The organism is Streptomyces altiplanensis (genome assembly GCF_053591575.1).
Genome location: NZ_JBSFUB010000015.1, coordinates 89,761 through 106,949 on the forward strand (window position 1 = coordinate 89,761; position 17,189 = coordinate 106,949).

Annotated in this window: 14 protein-coding genes and 1 riboswitch; of the genes, 3 read left to right on the top strand and 11 right to left on the bottom strand. The window is 72.5% G+C overall.

What is annotated here, in order from left to right; genetic code table 11:
- Positions 1–186: 186 nt before the first annotated feature.
- The 7 genes from ACWD0Y_RS10520 to ACWD0Y_RS10550 form a co-directional block, all read right to left on the bottom strand.
- Complete coding sequence (locus ACWD0Y_RS10520; protein ID WP_450259973.1) at positions 187–915, bottom strand: transglycosylase family protein; 729 nt, start codon at positions 913–915, stop codon at positions 187–189.
- A 3-nt stretch (positions 916–918) separates the two neighbouring features.
- A riboswitch (cyclic di-AMP (ydaO/yuaA leader) is annotated at positions 919–1,089 on the bottom strand.
- A 267-nt stretch (positions 1,090–1,356) separates the two neighbouring features.
- Complete coding sequence (locus ACWD0Y_RS10525) at positions 1,357–2,418, bottom strand: transglycosylase family protein (RefSeq protein WP_450259974.1); 1,062 nt, start codon at positions 2,416–2,418, stop codon at positions 1,357–1,359.
- 113 nt (positions 2,419–2,531) lie between these two features.
- Positions 2,532–3,803 carry a cytochrome P450 family protein gene (locus ACWD0Y_RS10530; protein WP_450259975.1) on the bottom strand — a complete coding sequence of 424 codons (1,272 nt, stop codon included), beginning with the start codon at positions 3,801–3,803 and terminating at the stop codon, positions 2,532–2,534.
- A gap of 89 nt (positions 3,804–3,892) precedes the next feature.
- Positions 3,893–4,879 (bottom strand): nucleoside triphosphate pyrophosphohydrolase, encoded by a 987-nt coding sequence (locus ACWD0Y_RS10535; RefSeq protein ID WP_450259976.1) that lies wholly within the window; start codon positions 4,877–4,879, stop codon positions 3,893–3,895.
- 72 nt (positions 4,880–4,951) lie between these two features.
- Positions 4,952–5,611 carry a SurA N-terminal domain-containing protein gene (locus ACWD0Y_RS10540; protein ID WP_450259977.1) on the bottom strand — a complete coding sequence of 220 codons (660 nt, stop codon included), beginning with the start codon at positions 5,609–5,611 and terminating at the stop codon, positions 4,952–4,954.
- Between the two features lie 71 nt (positions 5,612–5,682).
- Positions 5,683–6,132, bottom strand: coding sequence for a GtrA family protein (locus tag ACWD0Y_RS10545; protein WP_450259978.1), 450 nt, complete (start codon positions 6,130–6,132; stop codon positions 5,683–5,685).
- A complete protein-coding gene (locus ACWD0Y_RS10550) occupies positions 6,129–7,091 on the bottom strand; it encodes a glycosyltransferase family 2 protein (RefSeq protein ID WP_450259979.1) in 963 nt (320 codons plus the stop codon). Before ACWD0Y_RS10550 ends, ACWD0Y_RS10545 begins: the two co-directional genes overlap by 4 nt.
- 222 nt (positions 7,092–7,313) lie before the next feature.
- On the opposite strand from ACWD0Y_RS10550, the gene ACWD0Y_RS10555 reads away from it, so the two are divergent.
- Together ACWD0Y_RS10555 and ACWD0Y_RS10560 are read left to right on the top strand one after the other, a co-directional pair.
- Positions 7,314–9,878 (top strand): YfhO family protein, encoded by a 2,565-nt coding sequence (locus ACWD0Y_RS10555; protein WP_450259980.1) that lies wholly within the window; start codon positions 7,314–7,316, stop codon positions 9,876–9,878.
- A 62-nt stretch (positions 9,879–9,940) separates the two neighbouring features.
- Positions 9,941–10,861: a class I SAM-dependent methyltransferase gene (locus tag ACWD0Y_RS10560; RefSeq protein WP_450259981.1), complete on the top strand. Its 921-nt coding sequence runs from the start codon at positions 9,941–9,943 to the stop codon at positions 10,859–10,861.
- 21 nt (positions 10,862–10,882) lie between these two features.
- On the opposite strand, the gene ACWD0Y_RS10565 is transcribed toward ACWD0Y_RS10560, so the two are convergent.
- The 3 genes from ACWD0Y_RS10565 to ACWD0Y_RS10575 all read right to left on the bottom strand — a co-directional run bounded on the left by ACWD0Y_RS10565 (position 10,883) and on the right by ACWD0Y_RS10575 (position 15,261).
- Entirely contained in the window at positions 10,883–12,415 is a 1,533-nt protein-coding gene (locus ACWD0Y_RS10565) for a protein kinase domain-containing protein (RefSeq protein ID WP_450259982.1), read from the bottom strand.
- Positions 12,412–13,086 carry a hypothetical protein gene (locus ACWD0Y_RS10570; RefSeq protein ID WP_450259983.1) on the bottom strand — a complete coding sequence of 225 codons (675 nt, stop codon included), beginning with the start codon at positions 13,084–13,086 and terminating at the stop codon, positions 12,412–12,414. Before ACWD0Y_RS10570 ends, ACWD0Y_RS10565 begins: the two co-directional genes overlap by 4 nt.
- A gap of 120 nt (positions 13,087–13,206) precedes the next feature.
- Positions 13,207–15,261 (bottom strand): N-6 DNA methylase, encoded by a 2,055-nt coding sequence (locus ACWD0Y_RS10575; protein WP_450259984.1) that lies wholly within the window; start codon positions 15,259–15,261, stop codon positions 13,207–13,209.
- A 196-nt stretch (positions 15,262–15,457) separates the two neighbouring features.
- Here ACWD0Y_RS10575 and ACWD0Y_RS10580 point away from each other — a divergent pair, with 196 nt between their 5' ends.
- Entirely contained in the window at positions 15,458–16,297 is an 840-nt protein-coding gene (locus ACWD0Y_RS10580; RefSeq protein WP_450259985.1) for a DUF4190 domain-containing protein, read from the top strand.
- A 122-nt stretch (positions 16,298–16,419) separates the two neighbouring features.
- Here the strand turns inward: ACWD0Y_RS10580 and ACWD0Y_RS10585 are convergent, their stop codons facing one another.
- Entirely contained in the window at positions 16,420–17,166 is a 747-nt protein-coding gene (locus ACWD0Y_RS10585) for an N-acetyltransferase (protein ID WP_450259986.1), read from the bottom strand.
- Positions 17,167–17,189 lie beyond the last annotated feature (23 nt).

Here is a 17,189-nt window from a genome sequence, read left to right on the forward strand (position 1 = left end):
GGCGTCGATCGGCCGTTCGCCCGCCCCCTGGGACAAGAAGAGGCCCGAATACCCGCAATAGCGGACGTAACTCTTGGATGTGCGGAACGGCGTTCCGGTCTACTGATCAGTAAGGGAAAAGAGGAAACCCCGGCCCGGCGCGCACGGGGGAAGCGCGCCGGACCGGGGTGCTCCGGGGGAAACGGGTCAGCTGAGGTGCAGCTGCTGGCCCGCGTAGATGACATCGGCGTCGTCGACGATGTCCTTGTTCAGCTCGAAGAGCTTCTCCCAGCCGCCCTTGACCTTCTTCGCTTCGGCGATCTTGCCGAGGGTGTCGCCGGACTTGACCTTGTACTCGCCGTCGCCCTTCTCGATGACCTTCGGGGCGGCGGGCTTCGCGGTCTCGGCCTTCGGCGCGGAGCGGACCTCGCTGCGCGAGGCGGGCTGCTCGGCGGCGCGCGGGGCGGCCTGCTCCTGCGTCTGCTGCGGCTGGGGCGCGGCCTTCTGCGGCTGCGCCTGCTGCTGCGAGGAGCCGGAGGTGTCGACACCCGGGTCGACGCCGTCGTTGGTCAGACCGCCGGCGCCGGCGCAGGCCCAGGCACCCGGGCCCTGCATGTCGAGGAGCTTCTCGGCGGTGGCTATCTGCTGGGCCTTGGAGGCCTTGTCGGCGGTGGGGGCGTACTGCGTGCCGCCGGCGGCGGCCCAGCTGGACGCGGAGAACTGCAGGCCGCCGTAGTAACCGTTGCCCGTGTTGATGGACCAGTTGCCGCCGGACTCGCACTGGGCGACAGCGTCCCAGGTCTCGACGGAGGCGGCGGAGGCCGACGTCGCGCCCATCAGCGGGACGGCGACAGCGGCGCCGGTGATGCCGGCGAACGTGGCGATACGAACGGCCTTCGACGGACGACGGTGCTTGGCCTTGCCGGAAAACAGCATGCGACATCTCCTCACCGACGCCTACGAGGTGAGCTGTCGGGTTCGGGCCAATGAGTGCCCGGCCGCGCGACCTGCGTCGCGCGCCTTAACCCCAAGCCGGTTCCGTCCGTCTTCCGACGTCCGGGCCCGGCGCCTACCTGGGTCCCCCGCTCCTGCCTACGGCGCTTTACGCGTCGGTTCCCCCCGACCGACGGCAGGATTCGGCGTGACGGTCGACGGGGCCCGCGATGGCGAGCGGTTCGACCGTAAACACATGAGCCCTCGATGTTCAAAGAGGAGCATCACGGAAATATCGCCCATTCGCGCCCCCGCCCGACCCCCATCCGCGCAGGTCAGAGGCGAGACTGACGGACCGTTCGGGCCGGCCGCGTGATATGAGGCAAAGAGATCCATGTCTCACTGTCTCCAATGCGGACATAGCGGCCCGAACTGCCCCCGTTTTCAGTTCAGATCGAGGCTTTGGCCAGGGACGATGAGGTCCGGATCGGACCCGACGGTCTTCTCGTTCGCGGCGTAGAGCGCCGGCCAGCCGCCGCGCACGTCATGCGCGTCGGCGATGTCCCAGAGGCTGTCGCCGGTGCGGACGGTGTAGTCCTTGTCCTTGTCCTTGCCCTTGTCCGCGTCCGCGCCCGCGTCCGCGTCCGCGCCCGCGTCCGCGTCCGCGCCTGCGTCCGTGTCCGCTCCCGCTTCCTGCTCACCGGCCGTGCCGACCGCGTCGCGTGTCGGACCGTCACCTCGCGAGGCGTGGCGGCCCGATTCGCGCTCGATGCCCGAGTCGCCAGTTATGGCGTCCGCGTCCTCCCGGGCCTTTTCGCCGCGGTGCTTGCCCGTGGAGGCGCTCTTCCCGGGGGTGGCCTCAGCGGCCTCACGGGCGGGCGCGTCGGACGTCTCGGCGTCGGCGGTGGCCTCCGCGGCATCGGCGGCGTCGGCCGACGGGGGCGCCGTCGGCTCGGCGGACTTCTCGGCTCCGGCCGCCTTTCCGTCCGAGGAAGCCTCCGGAGCCGTGGAACTCTTCGGCGTCCCGGTCCTGGAGCCGGTCTTGGAGCCGGTCTTGGAGCCGGTCTTGGAGCCGGTCTTCGGTGCGGCATCCGGCTCGGCGGTCGCGCCGCCACTCGGCCCGGCGTCCTCACCCTCCGTCAGGCCCGAGATGAGCGCGCAGCTCGGCCACGCCTGCGGTCCCTGTGCGGCCAGTACCTTCTCGGCCACCTGGATCTGCTGGGAGCGGCTGGCGAGGTCGGCGCGCGGCGCGTACGCCGTACCGCCGAAGCGCTGCCAGAGTTCCGGCGAGAACTGGAGTCCGCCGTAGTAGCCGTTGCCGAGGTCGGCACTCCACATGCCGCCGCTCTCGCAGTCGGCCACCCGGTCCCAGGTCGCGGCTTCGGCAGCGTTCGCGCCGGTCGCGCCGAGCAGCGGGATGGCGATGGCCGATCCGGCGACTCCTGCCGCGACGACGAGAGCTGGAGCCTGACGGGGTCGGCGGTGTCTACCGTTCCCGGAGCGCATGCGGTGGCCTTTCGAGTGGCGGCTGAGGTCGACGGTGAACGTAGCCGCACTCGAACGTCTGTCACAAGTCGATACAGCGGAGATCACATGAAGGTCTCGCTCTTGACGTACCGTCACTTCCGTTCTGTCCCGAACTGCACGGGCAAAGTGCGCAATCCGCGCATAATGAGCCCGCCGCGCCACCGCAGATCATCAGGTTCTGCCGCAAGTCGCAGATCGGGAAGGCGGCGCAGCAGCGTCGCGATCGCCGTCTGCCCTTCCAGCCGGGCCAGCGGCGCGCCGAGGCAGTAGTGGATGCCGTGCCCGTACCCGAGGTGCTGGTTGTCGCGGCGCGAGAGGTCGAGCGTGTCCGGGTCGTCGAAGCGCTCGGGGTCCCGGTCGGCCGCGGCGAGCACGACGAGCACGGGGTCGCCCACCGCGATGTCCCGGCCGCCCAGGGTCAGCGCCTCGGTGGCGTACCGCCAGGTCGCCAGCTCCACCGGGCCGTCGTACCGCAGAAGTTCCTCGACGCCCGTGGCGAGCAGTTCCGTGTCCCCCTCGTCGAGGGCGCGCTGGAGGCGCTCGCGCTGCTCCGGGTTGCGCAGGAGCGCGTACACGCCGTTGCCGATGAGATTGACCGTCGTCTCGAAGCCCGCGAAGAGCAGGATGAAGGCCATCGCGGCGGCCTCGTTCTCGGTGAGGTGCTCGCCGTGGTCGCTGGCGCGGATCAGGCCCGAGATGAGGTCGTCGCCGGGCTCCTCCCGCTTGCGGTGGATGAGCTCGGCGAGATAGTTGCGCATCTTCTTCACCGACCGGGCGACGCCGCCGCGCGGCCCGCCGCCGTGGCGGATCATCATGCCGGCCCAGTCGCGGAAGTCGTCCTGGTCCTCGCGCGGTACGCCGAGCAGGTCGCAGATCGCGTGGATGGGGAGCGGGAAGGCGAAGTCGTGGATGAGGTCGGCCTCCCCCTTCTCCAGGAAGGCGTCGATCAGCCGGTCCGTCAGTTCCTGTACGCGCGGGGCGAATTCGGCGACCGTGCGCGGCGTGAACGCCTTCGACACCAGACGCCGCAGCCGCGTGTGGTCCGGCGGGTCGATGTTCAGCAGGTGCGTCATCAGGTCGGCCTTGCGCTCGCCCGGAATGCCGGTCCTGCCCTTGGCGTGCGCGGAGCCGCTGTGGTGGGCCGGGTCCTTGGAGAGCCGCTGGTCCGCGAGTGCCTGGCGCGCGTCGGCGTAGCGCGTCACCAGCCATGCCTCGACCCCGCTGGGCAGCGTCGTCCGGTGGACGGGCGAGTGCTCGCGCAGCCAGGCGTACGCCGGGTAGGGGTCGGTGGCGAACTCCCAGGTGAAGAGTTCGGGCACGGGGCCCTCGGACGCGGGTTCGGGGGTGTTCTGGTGGTGCGGCACGCCGTCGACCGTATCCCCTCGCCCCCGGCCGCCGGACGCGGGCGAACAGGCGCGACCGCGTCCGGGGCGGGCCGGCCGGCCGGGGCGGGCTAGTCCTTGTGGCCCTCCGCCGCCCGGATCGCGTCGCGGTACGTGCGGGCCGCGGCCCGCAGCGCCGCTTCGGGGTCGACGCCGGACTCCTCCGCCCGTACCGCCATGGCCAGCAGTTCGTAGCCGATGCCCTCGCCCGCCGGGAGCGGCACGCCGAGGTGGGCGCCGCGTACGCGCGAGGAGAGCTTCGCGACGAGGGCCAGGCCGGGCTGGCCGAGGGGGACGCCGTCCGTGACCGAGTCGCGCTGCTTCTCGGCCGCCTTCGTCCGCAGCCAGTGCGCCTTGACCTCCTCGGGGGTCTCGGCGGTCTCGTCGCCGAAGACGTGCGGGTGGCGGTGGATGAGCTTGTCGACGATCGTGCCCGCGACGTCGTCGATCGAGAAGGGTTCGTCCTGGTCTTCCTGGGCGATGCGTGCGTGGAAGACGACCTGGAGGAGTACGTCGCCGAGCTCCTCGCGGAGTTCGTCGCGGTCGCCGTCCTCGATCGCCTCGACGAGCTCGTACGCCTCCTCGATGCCGTACTTCGCGAGGCCCTTGTGGGTCTGGCGCGAGGACCACGGGCATGCGAGGCGGATGCGGTCCATGACCTGGACCAGGTCGAGGAGGCGGGCGCCCGGCAAGTCGTACGAGCCGGGCAGCAGCTCCAGGTCGGGCATCTGGACCCGGCCCGACCCGGCCAGCCTCGCCAGGCCGTCGGTCAGGGCCTGGTCGCCCTCGCCGGACGGGACGACGACCACCGTGCGGTCGCCCTCGCACGCGTCGATCAGCTCCTGGGCGGTCGGGGCGGCGTGCTCCACGGTGACGCCCGCCTCGCGCAGGTACGGCAGCTGCGGGTGGTCCGCGTCGGCGCACACCACCAGGTCGGCGTCGCGCAGCGTCTGCCAGGCGGGCCAGGAGAGGAGCCCTGGGGCGACCCGGTGGCTGGCGGTGAGGAGGACGATACGGCCGGGGGCGGCGGGCGCGGGGGCGGGTGCTTCGCTGGTCACCCCTCGAACGTACCCCGGCGGTACGACAGCCCGGGGCCGCCCCCGGCCCCGGGCCTGCCGGACGGGCGGGGGCTAGGCGCCCGCCTGCTGCGCCTCGGGGGCGGTCGCCTCCTTGGTGACCTGGGTGATCCACGGGGCTTTGTAGTCGCCGAGCTCCATCTTCTGGTCGTCCCACGTGCCGTAGCGCGGGTTGACGTCGATGTCGAGCTTCTCCGACGCGGCGACGAACGCCTCATTCACCTTCTGCTGGCCCTCGGGGGTGTTGGTCGCGCCGATCTTCTCGGCGAGCTTGCCGACCAGGACGTCCCTGCGGATCGCGTCGTCGATCTGGTCGGGGGCGACGCCGCGCTGCTGGAGGTACATCGCGGCGAGCTGCTCCTCGCCGCCGGCCTGCTCGGCCGCCTCCCCCCGCGCGGTCTGGATCTCCTTGCGGCTCACGCGCGCGCCGGCGTCGTCCGCGGCCCGCTGCACGATCCGGTCCACGATGAGGTCGTAGAGCTTGGCGCGCCCGAGCTGCCCGGTCGCGCCGACGAGCTGGGCGGACTGCGGCGAGGTCTGCTGGGCCTGGCGTACGTCCTTGACCTGCGACTGGAGGGCGGAGACCTCGATACGACCGCCACCCACGACGGCCGCGGCCCCTGGATGTGCCTCGTTGCCGCAGGCGGCGAGGAACGGCGCCGCGACCAGAAGCGCGGTGGAGAGGGAGAGCGCGGTGCGACGGCGGCGGTGCAAAGGGGGCCTCCCGGCGGTGATCGTGCGGCATCGCGGCGAAAGTGCGACGAACGACCTTGCGGTGATCGATGTTAGGCAGTCGGAGTGGTCCGGGCCACTGATTCGCCCAACGATTCGTTCGTGTTCGTGGATGCGCCGCCCCGGGAATTCCGGGAGGGGCCGCCGAGCATGATCGTGCGGGAGACGACGAAGGTGATGGGGATCGCGGCCGCCGCGGCGATCAGCGGGGCGTACGTGCTGTGGAGACGCAGGACGTCCACGAGGAGATAGACACCGCTGGTCGTGATCACGAAGTTGGCGGCGTTGGTGAGCGGGAAGAGCAGGAACTTCCGCCAGGTGGGGCGCGTGTTGTAGGTGAAGCGGCAGTTGAGGAAGAAGGAGCCGGTCATGCTGACGGCGAAGGCCAGGACGTGCGCGGCGACGTACGGCAGCCGGAGCAGGAACAGCAGGTAGCAGGCGTAGTACGTCCCGGTGTTCACCACACCCACCAGGGCGAACCTGACCAGCTGGCGGCGGATCATCGGCGTACGAGCTCCCGGTTCCGCGGGTGGGCGGCCGCTGTCTCCACGTTCGTCGCCTTCACCAGGAAGTGCGGGCGCCGTTTCACCTCGTAATAGATGCGTCCGACGTATTCACCGACGACGCCGATCATCAGCATCTGGACCCCGGCGAGCGCGGTGACGGCGACGAGCAGCGTCACATAACCAGGGGTTTCCACTCCGTTCACGAGGGTGACACCGACGATCCACGCCGAATACACCATGGCGACGGTGAGCAGCAGCAGGCCGAGATAGAGCGCGGCCCGCAGCGGCTTGTCGTTGAAGGAGAGCAGGCCGTCGAGTCCGTAGTTGAGCAGTTTCGAGAAGGTCCATTTCGAGCGGCCCTCCTCGCGTACGGCATTCTCGTACTCGAAGGTGACGGTGCTGAATCCGACCCAGGCGAAAAGGCCCTTGGAGAAGCGGTTGTACTCGGTGAGTCCGAGTACGGCGTCGACGCTGCGGCGCGACAGCATGCGGAAGTCACCGACGCCGTCGACGAGCTCGACGTCGACCAGGCGGTTGATGATCCGGTAGTACGCACGAGCGGTAAGCGTACGCGTGACCCGGTCGCCCTTCCTGGTGCGGCGGGCGACGACCTGGTCGAAGCCCTGCTCGTGCAGCGCCACCATGCGGCGGACGAGCTCGGGCGGGTGCTGGAGGTCGGCGTCCATGATGACGACGGCCTCGCCCGAGGCGTTGCGCAGGCCGGCCAGCATCGCCGCCTCCTTGCCGAAGTTCCGGCTGAAGGAGACATAGCGCGTGCGCGGATCGGATTCCGCGATCTCCTGGAGGACGGAGAGCGTGCCGTCCTTGCTCCCGTCGTCGACATAGACCAGCTCGACGGGGTGGCCGAGGCTGCCGAGTTCTTCCGTCACGCGCTCGTGGAAGCGGCGGATGATCTCCTCTTCGTTGAAGCACGGAACGACAATTGAGATGAGCACGGCTCTCCCGGTGGTTTCGCACAGTCGCAGCAGGCGAAGACAGACGTTCAGCGAAGAACAGCCCCCGCATGTGGCGGAGTCCGACTCTCCGCGTGACGTGTCGGCAACCAATGGGTGAACTCGCCGTTTTCTGCGGGATTTTGGGCGGCCCCGATGTCATGGAGATCTCTTTTTCCGTCACATGCTGGCCTATTCGATATCGGGCGCAGTAGAAGGATCAACATGTCGATTACGGAACCGGCCAGAGGCCGTGCGGCGGCGCTGTCCGCGCTGATCACGGTGGTGGCGGTGTGCGCCGGTGACGCGCTCGCCCGCTCCTTCCCCTTCGGGCCGCGCACGCGCAGCGTCAATGACCTGGGCAACCAGTTCGTGCCGTACCACACCCGCCTGTGGGACCTGCTGCACGGACGCGCGGACGGCGGGGTGCTGGTCAACTGGCAGTCCGGGTACGGCACGAGCTTCCTGCCCGACATCGGCACGTACCTCGGCAGCCCCTTCGCGCCGCTCGTCGGGCTCTTCCCGCGCGACGAGATCGACCTCGCCGTCTACGTCGTCACCGTGCTGAAGATGGCCGCGGCGGCGGCCGCGATGACCGTGCTGCTGCTCGCCCTGCGCGGGGGCGGGGACCGGTGGTGGGCCGCGGGGGTGCTCGGTTCGTCGTACGCGCTGTGCGGGTGGGCGGTCACCGAGGCCGTCTACAACCCGATGTGGATGGACGGCCTGATCGCGTTCCCGCTGCTGTGCCTGGTGGGCGAGTGGGCGCGTACGGGCCGCCGGCGCGTCCTGGGGCCGGTGGTCGTGGCCGTGGCGTGGACCGCGAACTTCTACACGGCGTACATGGCGACGCTCGGGGCCGGGCTCGTCCTGCTGCTGCGGCTGCTCACCGCCGACGCAGCCGCGCCCGTGCGGGAGCGGCTGCGCGTACTGCTGCGCGCCGCTCTCACCACCCTTCTGGGCACAGGTCTGGCGGCGCCCGTGCTGGCCGTCGTCTTCCTCGGGTCGACCCACGCGTACCCGGGCTGGACACGGGAGTTCGAGCCCGCCGGCTGGGCCGATGTGTTCGCCCGCGCGCTTCCGGCGACGTACAGCTTCTTCACGCCCGCCGTCTTCCTCGGCACCGGCGCGCTGCTGCTCGCCGCCACGCTGCTCCTGAACCGGGCGGCGCCGAGGCGCGAGCGGCGGGCGTGGACGCTGCTCGCGGCCGTGGTGGCGGTGTCGTTGCAGTGGGGGCCGACGCACCTGGTGTGGCACGTCTTCGCGACGCCGAACGGCAGCCCGTACCGGCAGACGTTCGTGCTGGCCGGGGTCCTGGTGATGGCGGCCTGGGTGTCGCTCTCGTACGGCTGGCCGGGGCGGCGCGCACTGCTCGGCGGGGCCGGCCTGGTCGCGGTCGTGGCCCTGGGCGCGGTGACCAGCCCGCGGATCACCTCCTGGACGTATCCGCTCGCGGTGGCCGGGGTGGCGGCGACGGTGGGCGCGGTGGTGCTGGCGCGGCGCGCGGAACACCGGGCCCGTCCGGCGGCCGGGGCCCGGGGGCCGGTGCCGGTCCCCGCCCGCGGCAGGGGGCTCGCGGTGGCCGCCGCGCTGCTGCTGGCCGGCGCGCAGGTGGCGCAGGCCGCCGTGACCACCGCGTACGCCGACCGGCAGCGGCTGGCGCACCTCGACGACTACGCGCCGTGGGGCGACCGGCAGCGGGCCCAGGCGGACGCGGTGGCGGACGCCGACGGGTGGCCCGCCCACCGGACCGAACCCGGACGCGAACAGACCACCAGCAACGACCCGTTGACCGTGGGCGGCCAGGGCGCGGCGTACTACAGCAGCCACACGCCCGACGTCCTCACCCGCACGCTCGCCGCGCTCGGCGCCGGCTGGACGTCCAACGGCCGCTCCGTCCAGAGCGTCGACAACCCGGTGACCGACGCGGTCTTCTCCGTCGGCGCGCGCGTGCGCATGCCGCGCGACCCGCACCAGTCCTGGTCGCGGCCCGACGACCGCGGGGTGACGGTGACCCGCGCCACGGTGCCGCAGCTGGTCACCGTGCGCCCGCCCGGCCCCGAGCCGCGCTTCGGCGCCTCCCCCTTCCGCAACCAGGAGAAGCTCCTCGGCGCCCGCGTCTACATGCTCCCGCCCACCGCGCTGCGCGACGGGACGCTGACCGCCGTCTGCCCGGCCCGCAGCGAGGTCTTCCTCTGGGCCCCCGACTTCTTCGGTACGGCCCGGCTCGGCCGCGACGGCACGGAGAGCGACCTGCGCGGCGGCCTGCCCGCGCGGCGCGCCGCGATGCAGCCGCTCGGCGCCGTCCCGGACGACGGCCGCGTCACGATCACGCTGAAGGGCGACCGGGCCGGCGGGCTGCCGCGCGAGAGCGTCGGCTGCCTGGACCGCGGCCGGCTGGCCGCCGCCGTGGACGGTCTCAGGTCGAACGGCGCGGCCTCGGTGCGCGTCACCGGCAGCGGCGTACGCGCCGGCCTGCCGCCCGGCGCCGCCGGAACGGCCGTCTTCGCCGTGCCGCGCATCGCCGGCTGGAGCTGCGGCACGGACGGCGCGAAGGCCCGGCCCGCCGCTTCGTACCTGGGCCTGGTCGCCGTGCCCCTGGACGGCCGCTCCACGTCGGCCGCCGTGAGCTGCGAGTTCAGTCCCCCCGGGCTGCGCGCCGGTGGGTTCGCGGGCGGGCTGTCGCTGCTGGTCCTCGTCGCGGTGGGTGTGCTTCCGCGCGTACGGGCCCGGCGCAGGAGCCACACGAAGACTTCATCCGAGGACCACCGGCTCGTGACCCGCGCGGCATGAACCGCGGCGTACGGTCGGCCGTCCGCCCCCCACTCCCAGGACCGAAGCCAGAGGCGAACCCCATGCCATCTCTGCTGAGCAACCGGCTGACGAAGTGGGCCCTCGGCCCCGTCGCCGCGCTCGTCGACCAGCGCATCTCACGTCACACCGCCGGGCTCCGCGGCGAGATCACCGAACTCCGGCGCAAGCAGCACGGCGTCAGCATGCTGCTCGACCGCACCGGGCGCGGCCAGCACCGGATGCCAACGCCCGAGCAGATCGACACGCTCGTGCGTGAGGTCCGCGCCGTGACGGACGCGGGTGAGCGCGCCCGCCGCAACGTCACCGTCGCCTACCGCAACGTGGTGGCCCTGGAGGCGCTGGGCGTCGGCCGGATGGCGGGCGGTACGTCCAATGTGTGCGGCAAGCTCGCCACCGTCCCGCTGCTCGCGCGGCCGCAGGGCGAGGAGCACGGCGCACCCGGCGGACTCGACGTACTGGAGATCGGCACGCTGCACGGGCTGTTCGCGGCCGCGCTGATGCGGATGCTGCACCGGGCGGGCATCGAGGCGACACTGACGATCGTCGATCCGCTGGCGGGCTCGCAGCTCCAGCCGGGCACCTCCGACTACGAGGAGCCGACGGGGACCCCGGTCCGCGAGGACGTCGTACGGGCCAACCTGGCGCTCGGCGGCGGCCGTCCCGGCACCGGGGCGCGCATCCGGCAGGGCTTCTCGGAGGACCCGCGGGTGCGGGCGGAGGTCTCCGACCGGAAGTACGGCGTGATCGTCGTCGACGGCGACCACTCCTTCGAAGGCGTCCGCGCCGACCTGGAGTGGGTGGAGCTGATCGCCGCGCCCGGCGGTGTCGTCGTGCTCGACGACTACGGCGACGGGCGCTGGCCCGGGGTCAAGGAGGCGCTGGACAAGCACCTGGCGGGCGGTGACAGCCGGCTCACGATGGTGGGCCGGGTCGCCACCTCCGCCTTCCTGCGGGCGCGCTGACCCCTCGGGCGTTCCCGGTTCTCAGACGTCCCGCATCCGCCGGTGCCGGTCGAGGGCGCGGCGCACCTCGGCCGGCAGCGGGTGGTACGGGCCGTACACGCGCTCGGCGTCGTACAGCAGGCTCTGCAACTGGCTGTGCGCGGCGGCGTGGTCGCCCATGGCGAGCAGCAGGTTCGCCGTGCGGTGGCGGATGTCGAAGGCGCGGGCGGTGGCGTCGGCCGCCGCCGGTCCGCCCCCGTACTGGTTCTCGTAGTACGGGAGCAGGGCGCGGTACTCGGCGAGCGCCGCGGCCGGCTCGCCCAGCTGCTCCAGGCACTGCGCCGCCTCGTACCGGAACTGGAGCGCCTGCGGGTCGGCCAGGCCCGCCTCGGCGGCACGGTCGTCGGCGAGGCGGCGGAGCTCGGGCAGGGCGCGGCGGTACTGCCCGTCGTCCAGCAGCGTCGCGGCGTACTGCTTGCGCAGGATGCGCACGACCGGGGAACGCTCGCCGTGCTGGGCGGCGGCCACCGGGAGGATCCCGCCGAGGATGTCGACGGCCTGCGTGATCCGCCCCTCGCCGAGCAGCTGCTTGACCTCGTCGACGGCGCCCGCGACGTCCGGCTGCGCCTGCGCGGGGGCGGGCTGGGCGGCGGGCGGGGTGGTGGCGCGGTCGGGCCAGGGGGCGTGCGGGCGCAGGAAGGGGCGGGTCGGGTCGAGGGGGCCCGACGGGATGCCGCCGTGGGCCGGCAGCATCGGGGCCAGGGCCTCGTAGACCTCCTGGGCGGAGGACGGGCGGTGCTGGGGGTCCTTGGCGAGCAGCCGCAGGACCAGCGCTTCGAGCGGCTCGGGGACGTCCTGGCGGAGCTGGCGGACGGGGAGCGGCGGCTCGTAGAGGTGGCGGTGGAGGACGCCCAGGACGGTCGATCCGGCGAAGGGGACGTTGCCGCTGAGGAGTTCGTGCAGGAGGACACCGAGGGCGTAGAGGTCGGTGTACGGGCCGACCGCGCCGCCCATCGCCTGCTCGGGCGCCATGTAGGCGGGGCTGCCGATGGGCGAGCCGGTGTGGGTGAGGCGGGTGGTGTCGGTGTCGAGGACGGAGGCGACGCCGAGGTCGAGGACGGTGACCGTGCCCTCGGGCTTGACCATGACGTTGCGCGGCTTGAGGTCGCGGTGGACGATCGGCACGGCGTGCACGGCGGACAGCACGGCGCAGAGCTGGGCGGCGACGGAGACGGCCCACGGCCAGGGGTAGGGGTCGTGCTCGGCGAGGTGGTCGGCGAGGTCGGCGCCCTCGACGTACTGCATGACGAGGTAGAGGTCGTCGTCGTCGTTGCCCGCGTCGTGGACGGTGACCAGGCCCGGGTGGTCGACCTGGGCGGTGACGCGGCACTCGCGCACGAAGCGGCGGCGCATCTCGTCGGCGGCGGTGGCGGCGGCCATCCGGTCGGGGCGCAGCAGCTTCACGGCGACGCGGCGGTCGAGGCGCTGGTCGTACGCCGTCCAGACCTGGCCCATGCCGCCCTGTCCGATGACGGTGGACAGCTCGTAACGCCCGGCGATGATCCGTCCGTTCACCGGGGCTGGTCCCCCCGCTGGTCCTTGTTGCGCAGGAGGTCGCTGAGCTCGTCGAGCTCGGCGCGGACCTGGTCCATGCGGTGGGGGGTCTGCTGGGGCTGTGCCCGGGGCTGGGGGGCCGGGGCAGGGGCCGGCGCCGGGACGGGCGCGGGCGCCGGGTTGACCACCGGGGTGCTCGCGTACGGGTTGGGGTAGCCGTACTGCGGCGGGGCGGCCTGCGGGACGTACGGGGGCTGCGGGATCTGCGGGGCCCGCGCGGCCCCGGAGTGCTGCGGGGCGTGCGGAGCCTGCGGGTTGTACGGCCCGTACGGGACGCGCGGAAGGCCGGCCCCCGGGCCCGTGGCGGCGAGCCGCGCGTGGTGCTTGATGTCGAAGACCAGGAAGTACACGGCGCTCGCCGCTCCGAGGAGCAGGACGCAGGACATGGCGATGTCGGTGGAGACGTGCCCCTCGGGCATCTCGCCGACGACGGCGAAGGCCGCGATCGCCGCCGGCAGGCTCAGCCAGGCGGCCCCCCAGTCGACCGGGCGCCCGCGCAGGATCGCGACGCGGAACAGCGGCACGCACGACAGCATTCCGCAGCTGATGACGGCGCAGGCCGTGAACAGCACGCGCAGGGTGATGACGACGCCTTCACTGCGGACTGGCGGCGCGCTGCCGGAGCCGTGCATGGGTGCTCCTGAAGACCTGGTGAGAGACGTGAGCGGGACACGCGTGGAGACGCGCGCTTCGAGCGTATACACCGACACCGACAACGGCCCATGGGTTGTACGGATCCGGTGTGGCACAGCTCACTCCGGTCGTACGGTCCCGTCCGTCAGGCCGTCGTACATCCCCTGCACCAGCTGTTCGCCGAGCCGGCCCGCCCGCCGCAGCGCGGCCTCGAACTCCGCGAGCGCGCGGAAGCGTTCGCCGTACCGCCGCTGGTCGGCGAGCGGCAGCCGGGGCAGCTGGAGGCGGCGCACGTCGAGCCGGGTCGAGGTGGAGGCGTAGCTGCTGGCCTGCCGGTTGTTCGCGGTACCGCGCAGGAACCCGGCGAGGAACCAGGGATCGACGGCCGCCGGATCCGGGCGCAGCAGCTGGAGGCCGCGGCCGAGGGCGGCGCCCGCGGTGGCCTCGTCGACGACGCGTACGACCGAGCCTCCGCCGAGCACGGGCACGACCACGTCGCCCTCCTCGACCAGCACGGGGGTTTCCGCCGGGCCTTCGGGGAGCGTGCCCGAGGGCGGCGCTGCGGCGAGGACGTCGTGCTCGGTGAGGACGGGCTCCCCGGAACCGGCTCCCGCGCCGCCCGCGCGCAGCACGAGCGCTCCCGCCCTGGCGAGTTCGCCGACGGTGGTGGTGGGCCAGCGGGGGGGCTCGGCGGACTCGACGGCGGGGGGCGTCAGTTCGGCGGTCGTCCGCAGCGTGTCGGCCAGCCGTTCGCGTACGCCGGCGAGTTCGGCGGCGCCGCCGCCCGCGGCCGGGGGCGGCAGGTGGCGGGCGGGGGCGAAGTCCACGTCGTCGTCGAGCAGCTCGATGACGGACACCGCGCGGCTGACGCCCGGACGCTCCTCGACGGTGCCGTGGCGGTCGAAGGCCTGCCAGGTGTCGAGGACGGCGGTGTGCAGGGCCTGCCAGTCGAGCTTGTCGCGGCCGGCGGCGGAGAGGTCCGCGGTGTCGACCAGGAGCATTTCGTGCGAGGGCCGGCCCCCGGGCACGGGCTTGCGCAGGATCCACAGGTGGAGGGGGATGCCGTACGGGGGCGCGGCGCCCGCGGGCAGCGCGACGACGGCGCGCAGGGCGCCGCGCCGCAGCAGGTCGGCGCGGATACGGCGGCCGGAGCGGCGGGAGGCGGCGGCGGGCGGCATCAGCAGGACGGCGGTGCCGCCCTCGCGCAGCCGGGCGAGGGCGTGCTGGACCCAGGCGAGTTCGGACTCCGTACGGGCCGGGAAGCCGTACTCCCAGCGGGGGTCGTACGCCAGCTCGTCGTGGCCCCAGTTGCGTTCGTTGAACGGCGGGTGGCAGATCACGGCGTCGGCGGCGAGGTGCGGGAAGGCGTCGGCGCGCAGTGAGTCGGCCGCGGTCACCCGCACTTCGGCCGGGCCGGTCCCGGTCCGCAGGGCGAGGCGCAGCGCGGCGAGGGCGGCCAGGTCGGGGTCGGCCTCCTGGCCGTGGACGGCCGGTCCCTCCTGGGTTCCGGCGGTGGTCCGCACGACGGCGCACAGCAGGGTGCCGGTGCCGCAGGCCGGGTCGAGAACGGTGCGGGGGCTGCCCGCGAGGGCGGCCATCAGGGCGGCGGGACCCGGCGGGGTGAGCGTGTGCTGGCGCGGGTTGGCGTCGAGGTGGCGGCCGAGCAGGAACTCGTACGTCTGGCGGGCGCCGAGCTCGGCGGCGAGTTCGGCGGCCGCGCGCAACAGGGGGACGGAGGCGGTCAGTTCGGGCGTGCCCGGGGTGTGAACGGCACGGTCCGGACCGAAGCGGGGAGCGAGGACCTCCTCCAGGGCGGGCGGCAGCAGGAACGCGAGTTTCTCGTCGGAGACGGCGGCGAGCTGGAGCCAGGCGGTGGGCCTGTCGCGTACGAGCAGGAGCGCGCAGCCCGTGTGGACCAGGGCCTGGACGGCGCCTGCCGGGTGTCCGGAGAGCTGCTGCCAGACGCGCTCGCGCAGGGGCACTTCGGCGATCTTCCCCTGGTCGCGCAGCCATCGCTCGACCTCGGTGAGGGCGAAGGAAGGGCTCGTCTCGGTGCCGCCGACGGGTTTGGGGAAGTCGGGGTGACGGCGGCGCCAGTTGCTCACGGCGGCGCGTCCGACCCCGGCGAGCCGGGCGATTCCGGCGGCGGTCACCTCTGTTGCGTTGTCCGACACCGGCCGGCTCCCCTCGTACAGCTGCGCCTGCTTGTGACACCGAGCATACCTGCGCATGCAAGAGAGGCCGCTTCACGCCGTGAACAGAAGCATTACGAGCAACCGTGTTGACTCGGTTCACAAGCTCTGCTGTGATTACTCCATCGCAGCACGGGGCGGCAGGCAGTCCCGAACACACCTTGTCCGGAGGACATCCATGTCTCAGTACACGCAGCAGCCCCAGTTCCCGCAGGCTCCGGTCCCCGCCGCGCAGGCCCGCAACGGACTGGGCACCGCCGCCCTGATCCTCGGCATCATCGGCGCGCTGTCGGGTCTGATCCCGTTCTTCTTCTGGCTCGCCGGCATCCTCGGCGTCATCGCCCTGATCATGGGCCTGGCCGGCCGGGGCCGCGCCAAGCGCGGCGGGGCCACCAACAAGGGTGTCGCCCTGGCGGGCACCGTCCTGGGCCTGATCTCCCTGATCATGTCGGTGGTCGGCGCGGTGATCCTCTTCAAGGCCGTGGACGACGCGGTGAGCGACATCGACAAGACGATCAGCGACTCGTCGGCGGTCAAGGAGCCGGGCGACGGCTCCGCGAAGGACGGCGGCAAGAACGGCAAGAGCGGGGACAAGGGTGCGGACAAGAGCGAGGACAAGAGCAGCGAAGAGACGCTGGAGGCCGGCGACTCGGCCGTCTACGACGACGAGCTGACCGTCACCGTGTCCGACCCCAAGGCGTACACCCCCGGCGAGTACGCGCTCGGCCACACCAAGGGCAACAAGGCCTACCTGGTCACGGTCGTCATCGACAACGCCGGCAAGGAGAAGTTCGACGCCACGTTCATCACCGCCGAGGCCCGCGCCGGCGAGGAGGGCGTGAAGGCCGAGGAGATCATCGACGACAAGGTCGGCGAGATCTTCACCGGATCGATCATGCCGGGCAAGAAGGCCACCCTGCAGTACGCCTTCGACGCCCCCGCCGACGCCGAGAACCTGGTCGTCGAGGTCTCCCCCGGCATCTCCCACGACGACTCGCAGTGGGACCTGAAGCTCTGATCAGCGGCAGAACCGCAGGACCGCAAAACAGCAGGACAGCAGGACAGCAGGACAGCAGGACAGCAGGACCGGGGAGGCCGTCGGAGGGGGACGGCCTCCCCGGTCCTGTGTCACCGGCCCGTTCACAGACGGTGGCGCACCCACACATTGGGCTCGACGTACACGGCGTACCCGCCCCTCGTCTCGCAGTGGACCGGAGCCAGCGCCCCCGGAACCTCCACCGGCCCGTCCGCGTCGAAGGCCAGTCCGGTCCACTCCCGCCACTGCGCGAGCGAGCCGGACACCGTCATGGAGGCCGGCGCCACGGCCTCGACGGTTCCGCCCGCCCGGACGTGGACGCGCAGCCAGGGATCGTGCGGCAGGCCGTCCGCCCGCCGGGTGCGGAACGCGTACTCGTCCATCGGCGCGAGCGGTTCCAGGTGCTTGGCATTGGGCCGCACGGGCGCCACGACTTCACCGAATCCGTGCGTACGGGCGTTCTCGCGGAGGGCGGTGAGCATCTTCCCCGAAATCCCGCGCCCCTTGTGCGTGTTGGCGACCGTGATCTCGATGGCGCTCACCGTGTCCGGCACACGGCCGTGCCGCCGGTCCGAGAACGCCCACAGCAGCACCTGGTCCCAGCCGCGCGCGGGCAGCTCCCCGCGCCCCTCGGTCTTCAGCGCGAACGGCACGCTGAACGCCCGTGCCACCACGGCGCCGTCGGCGTCGGTGCCCACGAGGACGTACTCGGGCAGTTCGGCGACTATGCGCCCCATGGTGGCCCAGCCCACCGGGTCGTGCAGGATGAACTCGGGCCAGCTGTCGAGCATCCGCCACATGGGGCCCTGGAGATGCGGCCGTTCGGCGAGCGTAGTGATAGTCGGTTCCACGCGGGCAGGCTAGAGCGCCCCGG

What these genes read in the sequence shown, in the direction of transcription:
- ACWD0Y_RS10545 (WP_450259978.1), bottom strand. Translation starts at nt 6,132, where the DNA reads ATGATCCGCCGCCAGCTGGTCAGGTTCGCCCTGGTGGGTGTGGTGAAC.
- ACWD0Y_RS10555 (WP_450259980.1), top strand. Translation starts at nt 7,314, where the DNA reads ATGTCGATTACGGAACCGGCCAGAGGCCGTGCGGCGGCGCTGTCCGCG.
- ACWD0Y_RS10570 (WP_450259983.1), bottom strand. Translation starts at nt 13,086, where the DNA reads ATGCACGGCTCCGGCAGCGCGCCGCCAGTCCGCAGTGAAGGCGTCGTC.
- ACWD0Y_RS10525 (WP_450259974.1), bottom strand. Translation starts at nt 2,418, where the DNA reads ATGCGCTCCGGGAACGGTAGACACCGCCGACCCCGTCAGGCTCCAGCT.
- ACWD0Y_RS10560 (WP_450259981.1), top strand. Translation starts at nt 9,941, where the DNA reads ATGCCATCTCTGCTGAGCAACCGGCTGACGAAGTGGGCCCTCGGCCCC.
- ACWD0Y_RS10520 (WP_450259973.1), bottom strand. Translation starts at nt 915, where the DNA reads ATGCTGTTTTCCGGCAAGGCCAAGCACCGTCGTCCGTCGAAGGCCGTT.
- ACWD0Y_RS10580 (WP_450259985.1), top strand. Translation starts at nt 15,458, where the DNA reads ATGTCTCAGTACACGCAGCAGCCCCAGTTCCCGCAGGCTCCGGTCCCC.